General features: G+C 45.0%; 10 protein-coding genes. 4 read left to right on the forward strand and 6 right to left on the reverse strand.

Annotated features, from left to right (window positions below; all coding sequences use genetic code 11):
• Positions 1-187: 187 nt before the first annotated feature.
• Both BW947_RS06680 and putA read left to right on the forward strand, forming a co-directional pair.
• Positions 188-736 carry a TIGR04211 family SH3 domain-containing protein gene (locus BW947_RS06680; RefSeq protein ID WP_076497779.1) on the forward strand — a complete coding sequence of 183 codons (549 nt, stop codon included), beginning with the start codon at positions 188-190 and terminating at the stop codon, positions 734-736.
• 248 nt (positions 737-984) lie between these two features.
• On the forward strand, positions 985-4,179 hold the full coding sequence (gene putA / locus BW947_RS06685; RefSeq protein WP_208606966.1) for a bifunctional proline dehydrogenase/L-glutamate gamma-semialdehyde dehydrogenase PutA: 3,195 nt from the start codon (positions 985-987) through the stop codon (positions 4,177-4,179).
• Between the two features lie 231 nt (positions 4,180-4,410).
• Here putA and BW947_RS06690 read toward each other — a convergent pair whose 3' ends face one another.
• From BW947_RS06690 to BW947_RS06700, 3 genes are read right to left on the reverse strand one after another with little or no spacing between them, the layout of a single operon-like run.
• Positions 4,411-5,265: a hypothetical protein gene (locus BW947_RS06690; protein ID WP_076497783.1), complete on the reverse strand. Its 855-nt coding sequence runs from the start codon at positions 5,263-5,265 to the stop codon at positions 4,411-4,413.
• Complete coding sequence (locus tag BW947_RS06695) at positions 5,265-6,902, reverse strand: hypothetical protein (protein WP_076497785.1); 1,638 nt, start codon at positions 6,900-6,902, stop codon at positions 5,265-5,267. The genes BW947_RS06690 and BW947_RS06695 overlap by 1 nt, the downstream gene beginning before the upstream one ends.
• A gap of 22 nt (positions 6,903-6,924) precedes the next feature.
• Complete coding sequence (locus BW947_RS06700) at positions 6,925-8,472, reverse strand: OmpA family protein (RefSeq protein WP_076497787.1); 1,548 nt, start codon at positions 8,470-8,472, stop codon at positions 6,925-6,927.
• A 339-nt stretch (positions 8,473-8,811) separates the two neighbouring features.
• Here BW947_RS06700 and BW947_RS06705 point away from each other — a divergent pair, with 339 nt between their 5' ends.
• Complete coding sequence (locus BW947_RS06705; protein WP_076497789.1) at positions 8,812-9,543, forward strand: DUF599 domain-containing protein; 732 nt, start codon at positions 8,812-8,814, stop codon at positions 9,541-9,543.
• 72 nt (positions 9,544-9,615) lie between these two features.
• Positions 9,616-9,792 carry a helix-turn-helix domain-containing protein gene (locus BW947_RS06710; RefSeq protein WP_076497791.1) on the forward strand — a complete coding sequence of 59 codons (177 nt, stop codon included), beginning with the start codon at positions 9,616-9,618 and terminating at the stop codon, positions 9,790-9,792.
• 97 nt (positions 9,793-9,889) lie between these two features.
• Here BW947_RS06710 and BW947_RS06715 read toward each other — a convergent pair whose 3' ends face one another.
• From BW947_RS06715 to cydD, 3 genes are read right to left on the reverse strand one after another with little or no spacing between them, the layout of a single operon-like run.
• Positions 9,890-10,504, reverse strand: a complete 615-nt coding sequence (locus BW947_RS06715; RefSeq protein ID WP_076497793.1) for a class IV adenylate cyclase — start codon at positions 10,502-10,504, stop codon at positions 9,890-9,892.
• A 48-nt stretch (positions 10,505-10,552) separates the two neighbouring features.
• On the reverse strand, positions 10,553-12,304 hold the full coding sequence (gene cydC / locus BW947_RS06720) for a heme ABC transporter ATP-binding protein/permease CydC (protein ID WP_076497795.1): 1,752 nt from the start codon (positions 12,302-12,304) through the stop codon (positions 10,553-10,555).
• Entirely contained in the window at positions 12,301-14,244 is a 1,944-nt protein-coding gene (cydD, locus tag BW947_RS06725) for a heme ABC transporter permease/ATP-binding protein CydD (protein WP_076497797.1), read from the reverse strand. Before cydD ends, cydC begins: the two co-directional genes overlap by 4 nt.
• Positions 14,245-14,352: the final 108 nt, after the last annotated feature.

The raw sequence follows: 14,352 nt of genomic DNA on the forward strand, positions 1-14,352 counted from the left end.
GGTCGTTCCGTAAGAAGATTGTCAAAAAGAGTGCTTTAAATTGGAATTGACATAGCATGGATGCTGTAAAATTGAGGGAAGTCTATGACTTCCCTCTTGCATTACAGGCTTCAAATCCATAGCATGTGCAGACTATTTCGTTGATGAGAATACAAAAGTGTTTAGACTCCTGACTCTGGTAGGAATGATGTTATTGTCTTCCAACCTGCTGGCCGAAGGCCAATCCCGCTTCATATCAGATAATGTGTTTCTTTATCTTCTAGGCGGCCCGGGTACTGAGTTTCGAATTGTAGGCTCAATCGAAGCAGGCCAACCTGTGACACTGCTCAATGAAACTCAAGGTGATTATTCCAAAATAATCGATCATAAAAATCGTGAAGGTTGGGTGCAAACGAACTTAATTAGTTCTACTCAAAGTTTTCGCGAACAAGTGCCAGCCTTAACTGCTGAGTTAGCCCAAACTAAAGCTAAGTTAACTGAAGTGCTCGGTTCAACGAATAACCATGCTGACGAAGTTGCTGAGCTAAAGACTAAGTTAAGCGAGTTAGAAAGCAACTTAGCTACCACGACTCAAGAACGTGACAAGCTCAAAAATGCCTTGGATAGCTCCGCGCAAGATGAGCGGTTTGAATTATGGCGCCAAGGCGGATTAATTGCTGGTATGGGGTTACTCGTAGGGATTATTTTAGTTTACTTACCTAGGCCACAGCGTCGCAGTAAGAAACGCTGGATGTAATCTTATCAGCCTTTTTTTACCCACTAAAAGCCAGTGTTTTTAAACACTGGCTTTTTTGTCAACTCAGCATTACATCTCGCTATTAACAAACCCATCAAACAACCTCACAATTACTCACACTATGGTGTTGCCCGTCACATTTTGGTTGTATAATCGGCGCGCGCAAACCTTCATATTGTATACAAAATACTAAATGCGTTTAGCGCCTCCCCATTTGTTTCAACAATAACGCCCTAAATACGGCCAAGATGGAAGCGATTACTATGTTCAAAGCGAGTGAAGTGCTGGCAGGCCGCTACGATTCTGCCAATCTCGACGAACTGTTCAAAGCTGTCAGCGATAACTATATTGTCGACGAAGAACAATACTTGTCAGAGCTAATCAAACTTGTTCCCTCCAGTGATGAAGCCATAGAGCGCGTCACTCGTCGTGCCCATGAATTGGTCAGTAAGGTTCGTCAATTCGATAAAAAAGGCTTAATGGTCGGTATAGACGCCTTCCTGCAACAGTACAGCTTAGAGACACAAGAAGGAATTATCCTGATGTGTTTAGCCGAAGCGCTACTGCGTATTCCCGATGCGGCCACTGCAGATGCACTGATTGAAGATAAACTTTCAGGGGCTAAGTGGGACGAGCACATGAGCAAAAGTGACTCAGTGCTGGTCAACGCATCGACTTGGGGGCTAATGCTCACAGGTAAAATCGTTAAGCTTGATAAAAATCTTGATGGTTCCCCGAGCAATCTGCTGAGCCGTTTAGTCAATCGCCTTGGCGAACCCGTGATCCGCCAAGCCATGATGGCCGCAATGAAGATCATGGGTAAACAGTTCGTGCTGGGGCGCAATATGAAAGAAGCCCTTAAAAACAGCGAAGACAAACGTAAACTCGGCTATACCCATTCCTACGATATGCTCGGTGAAGCGGCATTAACCCGTAAAGATGCCGATAAATATTTTACCGATTACGCCAATGCCATCACTGAGCTGGGGGCGCAAAACTATAACGAAAACGAATCACCGCGACCAACCATCTCAATCAAACTCTCGGCATTACACCCACGCTATGAAGTCGCTAATGAAGATCGCGTCTTAACTGAACTGTACGATACCGTGATCCGCCTGATTAAATTAGCGCGCGGCCTAAATATCGGTATTTCTATCGATGCCGAAGAAGTCGATCGCCTCGAGTTATCACTAAAGCTGTTCCAAAAGCTATTTAATTCAGAAGCGGCAAAAGGCTGGGGATTATTAGGTATCGTAGTACAAGCGTACTCTAAGCGTGCCCTACCTGTGCTAGTTTGGTTAACCCGTCTTGCAAAAGAGCAAGGGGACGAAATCCCCTTACGTCTGGTAAAAGGCGCCTATTGGGATAGCGAGCTTAAATGGGCTCAGCAAGCGGGTGAAGCCGCTTACCCACTTTATACCCGTAAAGCCGGTACTGACGTTTCTTACCTTGCTTGCGCTCGTTATCTATTATCAGAGGCAACTCGTGGCGCTATTTACCCGCAATTTGCCAGCCATAACGCACAAACCGTGGCAGCAATTGCAGATATGGCGGGCGACCGTAACCATGAGTTCCAACGCTTGCATGGTATGGGACAAGAATTATATGACACTATTTTGGCAGAAGCAGGCGCTAAAGCAGTGCGTATTTATGCCCCCATTGGTGCCCATAAAGATTTACTACCCTACTTAGTGCGTCGTCTGCTAGAAAACGGGGCTAACACCTCGTTCGTCCACAAATTGGTCGATCCAAAAACCCCAATCGAGTCATTAGTGGTACATCCGCTAACAACGCTTATGGGTTACAAAACCCTGGCTAACAAAAAAATCGTTTTACCTACCGATATTTTCGGTAGTGATCGCAAAAACTCCAAGGGACTCAATATGAACATCATTTCCGAATCTGAGCCATTTTTCGCCGCATTAGAACAGTTTAAAGATACCCAATGGCAAGCGGGTCCACTGGTTAACGGCAAAACCTTAATCGGCGAGCACAAGACCGTTGTTAGCCCATACGACACCACTCAAACCGTGGGACAAATAGCCTTTGCCGACGATGCTGCCATAGAGCTAGCGCTAGCGTCTGCTGACGCAGCATTTGCCTCATGGACGCGTACGCCTGTAGAAATACGTGCTTGTGCGCTGCAAAAATTAGCGGATTTATTAGAAGAAAACCGTGAAGAGTTAATTGTTCTTTGTACCCGTGAAGCAGGCAAAAGCATTCAAGACGGTATTGATGAAGTGCGTGAAGCCGTTGATTTTTGTCGTTACTACGCCATACAAGCCAAGAAGATGATGGCTAAGCCTGAACTGCTTCCAGGCCCAACGGGTGAGCTGAACGAACTGTTTCTGCAAGGCCGCGGTGTATTCGTGTGTATCAGCCCATGGAACTTCCCACTAGCAATCTTCCTTGGCCAAGTTTCTGCGGCATTAGCGGCGGGTAACACTGTTATCGCCAAACCTGCAGAGCAAACCTCAATTATTGGTTACCGTGCAGTGCAGCTGGCTCACCAAGCGGGTATTCCTGTTGAGGTGCTGCAATTCTTACCCGGCACTGGCGCCACTGTGGGGAGCGCAATTACAGCGGACGAGCGTATTGGCGGTGTGTGCTTTACCGGTTCAACTGGCACAGCAAAACTGATTAACCGCACATTAGCCAACCGTGAAGGCGCAATTATTCCTTTAATTGCTGAAACTGGCGGTCAAAATGCCATGGTGGTGGACTCAACCTCGCAACCTGAGCAAGTGGTTAACGATGTGGTGTCATCGTCATTCACTAGCGCGGGTCAACGCTGCTCGGCGCTGCGCGTACTCTTCTTGCAAACAGACATTGCCGATCGCGTGATTGAAGTATTGCAAGGCGCGATGGATGAATTAGTCATTGGTAACCCAAGTTCAGTGAAAACTGACGTGGGTCCTGTGATTGACGCCACAGCAAAAGCTAACTTAGATGCGCATATCGACCATATCAAGCAAGTCGGTAAGCTTATCAAGCAAATGCCGCTGCCTGCGGGGACTGAAAATGGTCACTTCGTTTCGCCTACAGCGGTTGAAATCGATTCGATTAAAGTGCTTGAGAAAGAACACTTTGGCCCAATCCTGCACGTTATTCGCTACAAGGCTGCAGAGCTAAGCCAAGTGATTAATGAAATCAACAGCACAGGCTTTGGTTTAACCTTAGGTATCCACAGCCGTAACGAAGGCCATGCCCTTGAAGTTGCCGATAAAGTGAATGTAGGTAACGTGTACATTAACCGCAACCAAATCGGCGCAGTGGTTGGCGTACAGCCTTTTGGCGGCCAAGGTTTGTCTGGTACAGGCCCTAAAGCCGGTGGTCCGCATTACTTAACCCGTTTTGTGACTGAAAAGACTCGCACCAACAACATCACCGCCATCGGTGGTAACGCGACGTTACTATCACTAGGTGATGGCGACGAATAAACTCACTGCATCTTTGTGTTAAATAGTCGCGATATTTCTTGGTATCGCTCTGAAATATCGTGACTATCAAAACTAATCGCTAAGCCATTAAAAAAGCCAGACTATCGTCTGGCTTTTTTACTTTAAATCAATCGCATAACCCAACACTACGTTTAAGACTTCGATAACCACTACAGATCTGCTATTTCGCTGTGCTTAACTAAGTGTAAGTGCTATTGAACCAAAACTGCATCACATATCTGTCATTAACACCGGTTGACCAAAACCTTTAAGTTCAGCATGGGAGGACTCAAAATATTGCTGCCAAAACTGCTTTAGCGGCAACATAACTTGGCCACCACGAAATCCTTTTGACGTTGCCGGAACCCAACCTGCGCCTAACACATAAATATCTGCCTGCTTAAAATCACTGAGCATATTAGCTTTAGTAATTTTTTGCATTTCTTGCTCTGGAGCAATAACTTTTAAGGCATTTTTACTGTAAAAGCTGGTGACATCCGAGTTCTCAACCATATCAGAGACCAGTAACAACACTCGTCGCCCTTCGTTATCAGCAGCCACTTGCGGCGCTATCACTTGCGAAAGGTTGCTAAGAATTTCCGTTTTAGGTAAATCCACATCATCAGGTTTAAAAGCATGCTTGATATGGGCATCAATTTTAGTCTTAACAAACTGAGCCTGTTTATTCATGCAGCTATCAAAGGTCATCAGGTTTTTCTTTGAAACATCATCTCTATCAGCAATGTTGGTGTCCAATCGACCACTAAACAAGACATCGGTATAATAATCTTTCACATAAGCACTAAAGCTGATGATGGTGATTTTGTCGCCCGGCTGAAGAAAAAGGTGCACCTTTTCATGTACTGACTGTTTGATATTAAGATCAGGGGAAAAGGTACCATCGATTGCCACAAATAAGTGCCGTCCTGGTACTGATATCGCGGTACTGGGATCAATTTTGGCAAACTCGTAGCAACTTTTAATGTCATTTCGCTCAGCAGCGATGAGCGGTAAACTCGCAGAAATAGCGAAAGAGCCCAATAGGCCACCGATAACGAACTTAGCGAGCTTTGTCACGCATGCCATTAACTTAATTCTCCTAGCAACTCTTTGCGTAAACGATCGCGCATCTGTTCTTCCGTTTCAGCCACTTTTGGCGGCGGCGCCATTTCAGCAAGCAATTCTTGGCGAATACGCTGCTCAGCCTGTTCTGGTGTTTCTATTTGAGCAGCGGCTTTAGCTTCAGCTGCTTGCTTTGCGGCTGCATCGGCAATCAACTCAGCTTTAAGTCTGGCTTCCATTTGCTCTGGCGACTCAGTAACAACATCGTCGACGACTTTGGCCACAGCGACTTTCTCTGCCGCGGCTGGGGTATTTTTCATCGCCTGATGACTGGCTAACGTTTGATGCTCGCGTAACCGTACCGATTGATCATAACGATTTTCAGCATTACCTAAATCTTCCATATACATCAAGAATGAACGATCGCCGCACGCTTCTAATACTTGCAACACTCTAGGATCTTGGCAGTTAATCTCAGCCTTTTGATTCATTCTTTGTTGTAAGTTGGTTAAGCGTTTTTGCGCCACACGTGCAACTTGCTGCTTTAAGCGTGAATAATGCGTCTTAAACTCACGCTCACTCTTAAAGTTACCGATTTCTTTACGGGCATCTTTAGAGTGCTTACCTGCAAATCCGGTTTTAAAACCAATCAAAATACCGAAAATTTGTAACAGTACAAACAGGAATGCGAGGAAGATGAAGGTTCCCCAACCGCCTTTCTGTTCGCGCTCCCAAATATCACCACCGGCTTTATCGTCGGCACTTTTCGCTTCTGCCACTAAAAATGCGGGCGGCGCTTCTGCGTAGGGATCCTGTGTTTGATACATTTCACCGGAGGTTTTGATCATGACTTCGTCAATGTGCATTTTTTCAAGCACTTGGCCACGAACATATGTAGCCAACACCGCAATAACAATAATCGCAATCGCAGTTATTGTAGTGATGAAATAACGGGGCTTAACTTCAGCATTTGTAGAAATCCGATTAATGACTTGTTTGTATTGCGGCTCATCATCATCGTCAAAGGTTTTATCTAAATTAATGCGGGTATTAGGCGCGAGTTCTGGGGTGGCTTTGTCACGATTTTTAGCATTTTTCCACCATACTTTCGCTTTTTTAATCAGCGAGTTTGCATGTAATTCATGCCCAGTAAAGTGAGTTAAACCAACCAGTAAAACTGAAATAATAAAAGCAATACCCACAGCGCCTTGCTGTTGCAGCTTTTCTGATGCGCCAGGAATAGTAAAACCAGACAACACATAACTAAACCCCATCGCCTCAACAAATACTAAAGCGGCGATCAGAATCCAACCTAAAATGTGTAAGTTATTACGACCATTTTCAGTCACTTTACCTAAGTAATCTTGGCTTTTACTGAACAATTCTTCGTCTTTATTTACTTTTTCGTAATGAGCAGCAAAGTCGGTACACAGCGCGACTTCAGTGTTCAGCCAATCTTTATCGTAAATCTTAACTTGAGTTTCATAATCTTTCGCTAAGCGACTTTCCTTACCGATCAATGGGAAGGCGTACCACATATTGAGCCACCAAAAGCTCACTTTATCCCACCAAATGGTTATCACGACCACTAAGACCATCAAAGACAGTAACAGCGACACTAATGCGCGATACTCGTTAAACAGCGTTGACACCAAATCCATTTCTAACTCCTAAGCGCATTTCTTATAACAATTTTGGTTCAAAATCGGCTTCATAAACCGCTTTGTTTTTTTCGTAATACAGCTTGCCAGCAATCGCAGCAGCTGAACGGTCAATAGGCATCACTAAATCCATGCAACGCACTGGCGAGTCTTTCTCACTTGTAAACACACGATATAACAAACCTTTATCGCCATAATACGTTTCTACATGGCTAGTCAGTTGATAATTAGGCGCATCTTTGCTTGAGCCTTTATAGTTCTTCCAAATATTCACTTTAGGTGCAGATATCGCGGTGCCGCTGTCTTTAATAACAGCCACTGGCGTTAAGCCAATATAATGGCCGTTAACCTTACTCACCCAAACCGTTCCGTTCATGCCGGGTAAGTAATCTGCGGTGTTGTAATCATTACGATTGTAACTCTCACCCGTAGATAAACTTTTGACATCACCCGTTACCCGAGGCCCTTCTACGGCGCAGTTTAAACTTGATATCTCTGATGCATAAGCCTTACTAAATAGTGCAAAACCACTCTCTTTCTTAACTCCGACCAATTGGGCAAAGTTAGTCGAGGCGTCTGCCATTTTTTTGCCACCAAAATCGACGAGGGCTTTTTGTTGCTTGACGGGATCAAGTAATTTCACGATTTCTGACTGCGTCATGTCAATTGATGCAGACTCAGCAGTTGATGGGCTTGGAGTGTGGGTGGTTTGCGCCACCGCTTTTGTCGGTTGAACCGTGGCAACTTTATCCTGCGAACGGCGGGATAAATAGCTTAAATTCGTTTTTTGTTTATAGGAATAAGCCAGTAATTGATCAGGTTTACCATCAATTTCAATAATCTCAACGCGGCGGTTTTTAGCCTTGCCCACGTCATCACTATTGGCGGCAACGGGTTGTGATTCGCCCGCACCTTGGAAGAATAATCGTTCTGTCGGAATACCCGCTTGATTAAAAATTGTCGCTACATAGCGTGCTCTTGCTTCGCTAAGCTCTTGATTTAACGCTTCTCCGCCACTAGCATCAGTGTGCCCAGTAATCAAAATATTTTGTTTAGAATCTTTATAAATCGCAGCGAGTTTTTGAAACTTTTTCTTAGCTTCTGCCGTGGCTTCTGCAGATCCTGAAGCAAACATCACCTCATTGCTAGACACAGTTGCAGCCATGCCCACAACTTGATAATCGGCATATTTTTGTTGATCGTCCTTAGACATAGTTTGTTCAGGAGAACTGATCAACAAACTACTTTGTTGCTCATCACTGGCCTTTGAAGCACTGATTGAAGTGAATTGAATATCGAGATTTTCAGTTTTGGCCAATTGTTCTAACGCTTCGCGTTTCTTCTGAAAATCATAACCGACGGTACAGCCTATCGCTGCGCCAGCCGCGCCACCATAAACCATACCTTTTTTGCCGCCCAAATAATTACCAATGAGCACACCTAAACCGGTACCAATAGCACAACCAATAACGGTTTCTTTATTATCTTCGACGGACTGAGTGATGGCACAACTACTGAGCGATAATACACCAGCAACGGCTAGTGATATGGATTTGAAATTAGACTTCATCGTCATCCCTAACTTTTTTTAAAATTCAAACGGAATTCTATAGATAAAATAAGTTAAGGATTAGAGTAAATCAGCCTTGAAAAGTCAATCTAAAGTTGACATTTATGTAACCAAAACATTAATTAAAGCTTAAATTTATAAGTGATTTCCTACCTAAAATGGCTTCAACGACTAACGCCTATGTGTTTTCGAAACAGTTTATTGTGAACTCATATCCACTATCGAAAAAAACTTTCCAAGGTCATCGTTTCTCTGTTGCACCGACTCTTTCAAACACCCCATAATTAACACCTGACGCTATTCTTGTTTTATCCTAATGTTAATTTTATTAAGGTTGCTATGACATTTTCGCTATTAGATATTTCTGCATTGGTGTGGTTTATCGTTTCTTGGGCTGGCTATACCGCCTTTGCCCGTCTTAAGGCGAAAGATACCGACTGTATTGCCCGTGGCCTACATAAGCATAGAATTTATTGGATGCTTGAGGTGATGACCCGCGGAGTACGGGTAGGTGATGCAGCATTACTGGCTAACCTTGAACGAAATATTGCTTTTTTTGCCTCAACCACTTTATTTGTGCTCGCAGGTGTACTGACCTTATTTGCTCAAGTTGAACGCTTAGAGAGCGTAATATCGACCATTCCGTTTGCTGCGCCTCCAAATCATTCACTGGTGCAAGTAAAGCTTGCCCTATTAGTTGGCATCTTTGTGATGGCCTTCTTTCAGTTTACCTGGTCAATGCGTCAATATGGGTTTGTGAATGTGATGATAGGTGCAGGGCCATTAGACAGCGATGGCTCAAACGATAATCTCAAAGCTTACGCAAGACAAATGGCAACAGTGCAAGATCAAGCAGCGCACTCTTACAACTATGGACTGCGAGCCTATTATTTTTCGATGGCAGTATTGTGCTGGTTTGTACACCCGATACTGTTTATCTCCGCGAGTTTATTCGTAGTTGCAACCTTATATCGCCGCGAATTCAAATCCCGCGCGGTCACGGCAATTACTGCGGCAAAAGGTCACTTACTGATAGAAAGTCAAATAAAAGGAAACACACACGCTGATTAACGCGTGTCCCAGCTGTGAATTATTGTCCTATACTGTTGGTATCATAACGCAATGGAATGATAGGAAAGTCACATGAATGAGAACTTACTGACCTTAGATGAAGTGTGCAAAATGCTCGATAAAACGCCAGCAACAATAAAACGCTTTGCACGAGAAAACTTACTATCGAGCGTGCAAGAAGGTAACGAATTAAAATTCAATGAAGCTGAAGTAAAGCGTTACCTTTCATTTTCGCAACGCTTAGGTTAATCGTTATATCTGGCCGTATAGCCTGCTGATATGTTGTGCGAATACATAAGTATTGCGAGCTTATCGACAATATTAGTGCCTAGTTAATAAGCCCCAATCATCTTGGGGCAGCATCATTTTTAAGCCCGTTGGTCTTCAAAGCTTGAGAGAGTTGTCGATAGGATAACAACTCCCGCTGCGCTTCACATAAACCTAATTCGGTAGCAAGTTGCACTAATTGCGCTTCAAATTCAGGCATCAGGGCTTCATCATCGGTCATAATCGCCAGCTCAGCAAAATCCCCTAGCCCATCGAGATGGTCCAGTGTTAGATGAAATTTACCGAGAAAATAAATACTACGGCGCTTTTTGATTTCAAGTACACACTCGTAACCTAAGGTATGCAGCATGCTCTTAGCTTTAGTCGCATCGGTGATATTAACTGCTTCACAGCGGTCTTTCTCAGGGCCTTTGACTATCCACAGCATAATGCCCGATGGCTGCATCTCACGGATACACAAACTCTTATGCTCGCTTATCAGTGAGTGTGACGCTAAATCAAAGTAACAGTCATGCTCTAGATTATCTTCGAGCATCACCTCGGGGTTCCTTGTTTGCAAAACTGCAAAAAAGGCATCGCGGTCTAGTAAACGATATTTAAGCTCAACCTCAAATTTGCCACTAAAGTGGGCATTAATTTGAGGGGCAAAGGCGACTGGCATTGCAGGGTTCATCGACATAATTCCAGTGTTAATATAGCGTGAGATATTTTGTATAAAAACTTATGCAAGCCTTTGATATAAGGTTTGGTACTCTTTATTGTTTGCCATCAAAATTTGATGATTGCCAGAGGCATTAATTTTGCCCTCTTGCAGCAAGTGAATTTGATCCATCTTCGCCATTGCCGTCAAACGGTGGCTGATCATCAATAAGGTTTTATCTTTAGCAAACTCAAATAGTAAACTTAAAATTTCTCGCTCAGTGCGCTTATCTAAGCCTTCGGTGGGCTCATCGAGCAAGAGCAATGGCGCATCACGCAACAAGGCTCGCGCGACACCAATACGGCGCTGCTCGCCGCCTGAAAGCTGCCGCCCGCCTTCACCAATCCATAGCTCCAGCGGTTTATCACCGGTAAGTAAGGCGCTAAGCCCGACTCTTTGCAGCACTTCAATCAAACGCGCATCATGGGCGGTGCGTTTTTCACCTTCAACAACCGGTAAAGCCAATACTAAGTTTTCACGCAAGGTGCCTGCAAACAGATAAATCCGTTGGCTCACCACAGTAATCGCCTCACGCAGACCGCGCTCGCTATAGTCTGAAAGTGCATGACCATCGAGCTTGATAAGTCCTTGCTGCGCCTGCCATTCACGGGTAATGAGCGCCAATAAGCTCGACTTACCGCAACCCGTTGGCCCAAGTAGCGCAACTTTTTCTCCGGCTTTGATTTCAAGGGACAACCCTTGCAGCACACTTTGCCCTTCACGATAGCCAAAATGGATATCTTCAATCAACAGCGCCCCCGATTTGGCTCTTAAGCCTGTATCGGTCATAAATTGAATATCGGCCTCTTGTTCAATAATTTCATTAATCCGCGTCGCCGCGAGCACGCAGCCAGACAAATGCTGAAACGCGCCCGCAATCGGCATCATCATTTCAACGCAGGCCATTGTGGCAAACACCATAAGCGCAAACATAGGCCCTGGCGGCACTGCATCGCCTACCCCTTGAGCGGCTAAATACAGCATCATAATCAAGGCTGAACCCGTTGATATAATCAACATGGCTTGGCTAAGCGCGGTAATATTGGCCATCGCACTTTGGCTTTTGAACAAACTAGCCTCTGCCTCATTCAGTCTTTGCCTAAATCTGTCGTTAGCACCAAATAAGCTCAGCTCGGCTTGGCCTTGCAACACATCTAATAATTGCACCCGATACTGGCGTTTTGTTTCGAGCATCGTGCGGCTTGGCGTGTGTCCCAGTCGATAAAATAGTAATGGCATCACTAACCAAACCGCCACTAAGAACAGGCAAAGACTCAGGGCAAGCTTGGCATCAAACCAAGCGAGGAACAGATACAACAGCCCCGTCATCAATAATGATGCCGCCATTGGCGTGAGCAGACGAAGATAGAGATGATCAAGGGTATCAATATCGGCAACTAAGCGATTGAGCATGTCGCCACGGCGTAACCCTTGTAGGTTTTTAGCACTGAGCGGTAACAACTTACGCCACGCCCAAACGCGCAGCTCGGTCAGTAGTTTAAAGGTTGCTTCATGGGTGGCTAAACGCTCACCGTAACGACTGGCGGTGCGCGCTATTGAGAAAAATCGTACCCCGCCCGCGGGCGTAAAAAAGTTAAATGTTTGTGCTGTGACTATCGCTAAACCCGCTACCGCAGTAGCAGAAAGAAACCAGCCCGAAAGTGACAGCAAACCTATACCTGTGATGAGGGTAATAATGGTCAACAATAAGCCCACGGACATCATGAGCCATTGGCGCGAAAACAATCTAATAAAGGGGATCAGCACTTTCATTGGCGGTCTCCTTGAGTGATATCTGCGGCAATATCGAGCGTGGAATCAACCAAGCTAGTGTTTGATAACGGTGCAAGTTCAATATCCGCCACAGATTCAACATTCTCCCGCAATAGCGTTTGAAATAACCCTGGCGTGTTAGATAAAGTGGTAAAGTTGCCGCGCTGCACTATCGAGCCTTTATCAAGCACGAGAATGCTGTCCATTTCATCGAGCTTATCTAATCTGTGAGTCACCATAATGCACATCTTGCCAGCCATCGCAGTGTTTAAGGCTGCGCTTACCGCTTGCTCACTCTGGCTATCTAAACTCGCAGTAGGCTCATCAAGTACAAATAAACTTGCCTGCTGTCCAAGCGCCCTTGCTAGCGCAATACGCTGGGCTTGGCCAACGGACAACCCTGAAGATTGCTCCCCAATCGGCGAGTCCAAACCCAATGGTTGCGCTTTAATAAACTCGGCTATATTGGCCGCAGTTAACAACTGCCAAATCTTATCTTCTGGCATCGCTTGATTGGCTAAGGCAACGTTATCACGCACTGTGCCGTGAAATAACTGCGGTTCTTGTCCAAGCCAAGCTAAGTGTTGCCGCCAGTGGGGTAAGTCGATTGCAGATAACTCATGGCCATTAATCAATAAATGACCTTTGTAGGGTAAAAACCCCAGTAACGTATTAAGCAAGCTGGTTTTACCCGCGCCACTTGGGCCAACCAAAGCTAAATGTTCACCATTTTGGACATCAAAACTCAATGGGCCTAATAAACGCGTGCCATCTACACTGAATACTTCAAGATTATCAGCGCGGAGCGTCTGGATGCTATCAATACGGATTGTTCCCGCAAACTCGGGCTCAGGATATTCAAGCAAGGTAATCAAGGCCTCTGCTGCGCCAATGGCCTGTGCTTTAGCGTGATAATGAGTGCCCATATCCCGCAGTGGTTGATAAAACTCAGGGGCTAAGATGAGAATAAACAACCCAGTAAACAAACTAAAAGGAATTCCACCCAGTTCAGGATCGGCACTCGCGCTGATATTGGCATGAGCGCCATAGTAGCCAAAATCTAAGTTACCTAAATAACTAAAACCAAAATACACCGCTAACACCGCAATCGACACCGCCGCAAAAAACTCTAATACCGCCGAGCTTAAAAATGCGAGCCGTAGTACCGACATAGTACGGCTGCGAAACTCTTCCGAAGCCGTGGCTATGACGTTAAGTTCAGCATCGCCACGGTGGAATAGTTTTAGGGTGCTTAAGCCCTTTAATCTATCCATAAAATGACCACTCAACCTGGCCAGTGCATTGAAGTTGTTACGGTTAGCATCAGCAGCGCCCATGCCAACTAAAATCATAAACAGAGGAATCAATGGCGCGGTGAGCAATAAAATTAATCCTGCTGCCCAGTTGAGGGGAAATACAGCGGCCAAAATCAACATTGGGATAAAACCAGCCAGACTCACTTGCGGAAGATATCTGGCATAAAAGTCCTGTAAGTCTTCAACTTGCTCTAACACTATGCTGGCCCAACTACCGGCGGGCTTACCTTTAATAAACGCAGGCCCAAGCTTAATCAGCTTGTCCATTACTGCTGAGCGGATATGACCTCGTAGGCGTTTACCCGCCTCAAAACTAGCGCGTTCACGCCCATAGGCAAGTAATGCGCGCAACAACATTAACGCAATTAAACCAATAAAATGTGGCATAAAAGCGGCGATATTAACCGTTAAAGACTGAGTACCGCTATCGGCTATAGCTTCGCTATTTATGAACTTTCCGCCAAGAATGACACCATCAAGAATCGTCGCAATCAGGTACGCCTGCGCCACCATAGCGATAGCGCTTAGCATGCCCAGCCATAATGACAACTTAAGGAACAAGCCACAGGCTCTTTTTTGTATTTTTAGCCAAACAAGAAGGGATTTTTCTAACGACTTATCCATGGTGCTCCAACAAGAAAAAAATTAAGCGATGAATAGCAGAAATGTATACCGATAACGACTGAGTTAAAGTACTTGTAACCGCGAAAACGTTTCGATAGGGACGCAGTA

Source organism: Shewanella morhuae (genome assembly GCF_900156405.1).
GTDB classification, from domain to species: domain Bacteria; phylum Pseudomonadota; class Gammaproteobacteria; order Enterobacterales; family Shewanellaceae; genus Shewanella; species Shewanella morhuae.

Coding starts and splice junctions, on each gene's coding strand:
- BW947_RS06705 (WP_076497789.1), top strand. CDS start 8,812: ATGACATTTTCGCTATTAGATATTTCTGCATTGGTGTGGTTTATCGTT.
- BW947_RS06690 (WP_076497783.1), bottom strand. CDS start 5,265: ATGGCATGCGTGACAAAGCTCGCTAAGTTCGTTATCGGTGGCCTATTG.
- putA (WP_208606966.1), top strand. CDS start 985: ATGGAAGCGATTACTATGTTCAAAGCGAGTGAAGTGCTGGCAGGCCGC.
- BW947_RS06715 (WP_076497793.1), bottom strand. CDS start 10,504: ATGAACCCTGCAATGCCAGTCGCCTTTGCCCCTCAAATTAATGCCCAC.
- cydC (WP_076497795.1), bottom strand. CDS start 12,304: ATGAAAGTGCTGATCCCCTTTATTAGATTGTTTTCGCGCCAATGGCTC.
- BW947_RS06680 (WP_076497779.1), top strand. CDS start 188: ATGTTATTGTCTTCCAACCTGCTGGCCGAAGGCCAATCCCGCTTCATA.
- BW947_RS06695 (WP_076497785.1), bottom strand. CDS start 6,902: ATGGATTTGGTGTCAACGCTGTTTAACGAGTATCGCGCATTAGTGTCG.
- BW947_RS06710 (WP_076497791.1), top strand. CDS start 9,616: ATGAATGAGAACTTACTGACCTTAGATGAAGTGTGCAAAATGCTCGAT.
- cydD (WP_076497797.1), bottom strand. CDS start 14,244: ATGGATAAGTCGTTAGAAAAATCCCTTCTTGTTTGGCTAAAAATACAA.
- BW947_RS06700 (WP_076497787.1), bottom strand. CDS start 8,472: ATGAAGTCTAATTTCAAATCCATATCACTAGCCGTTGCTGGTGTATTA.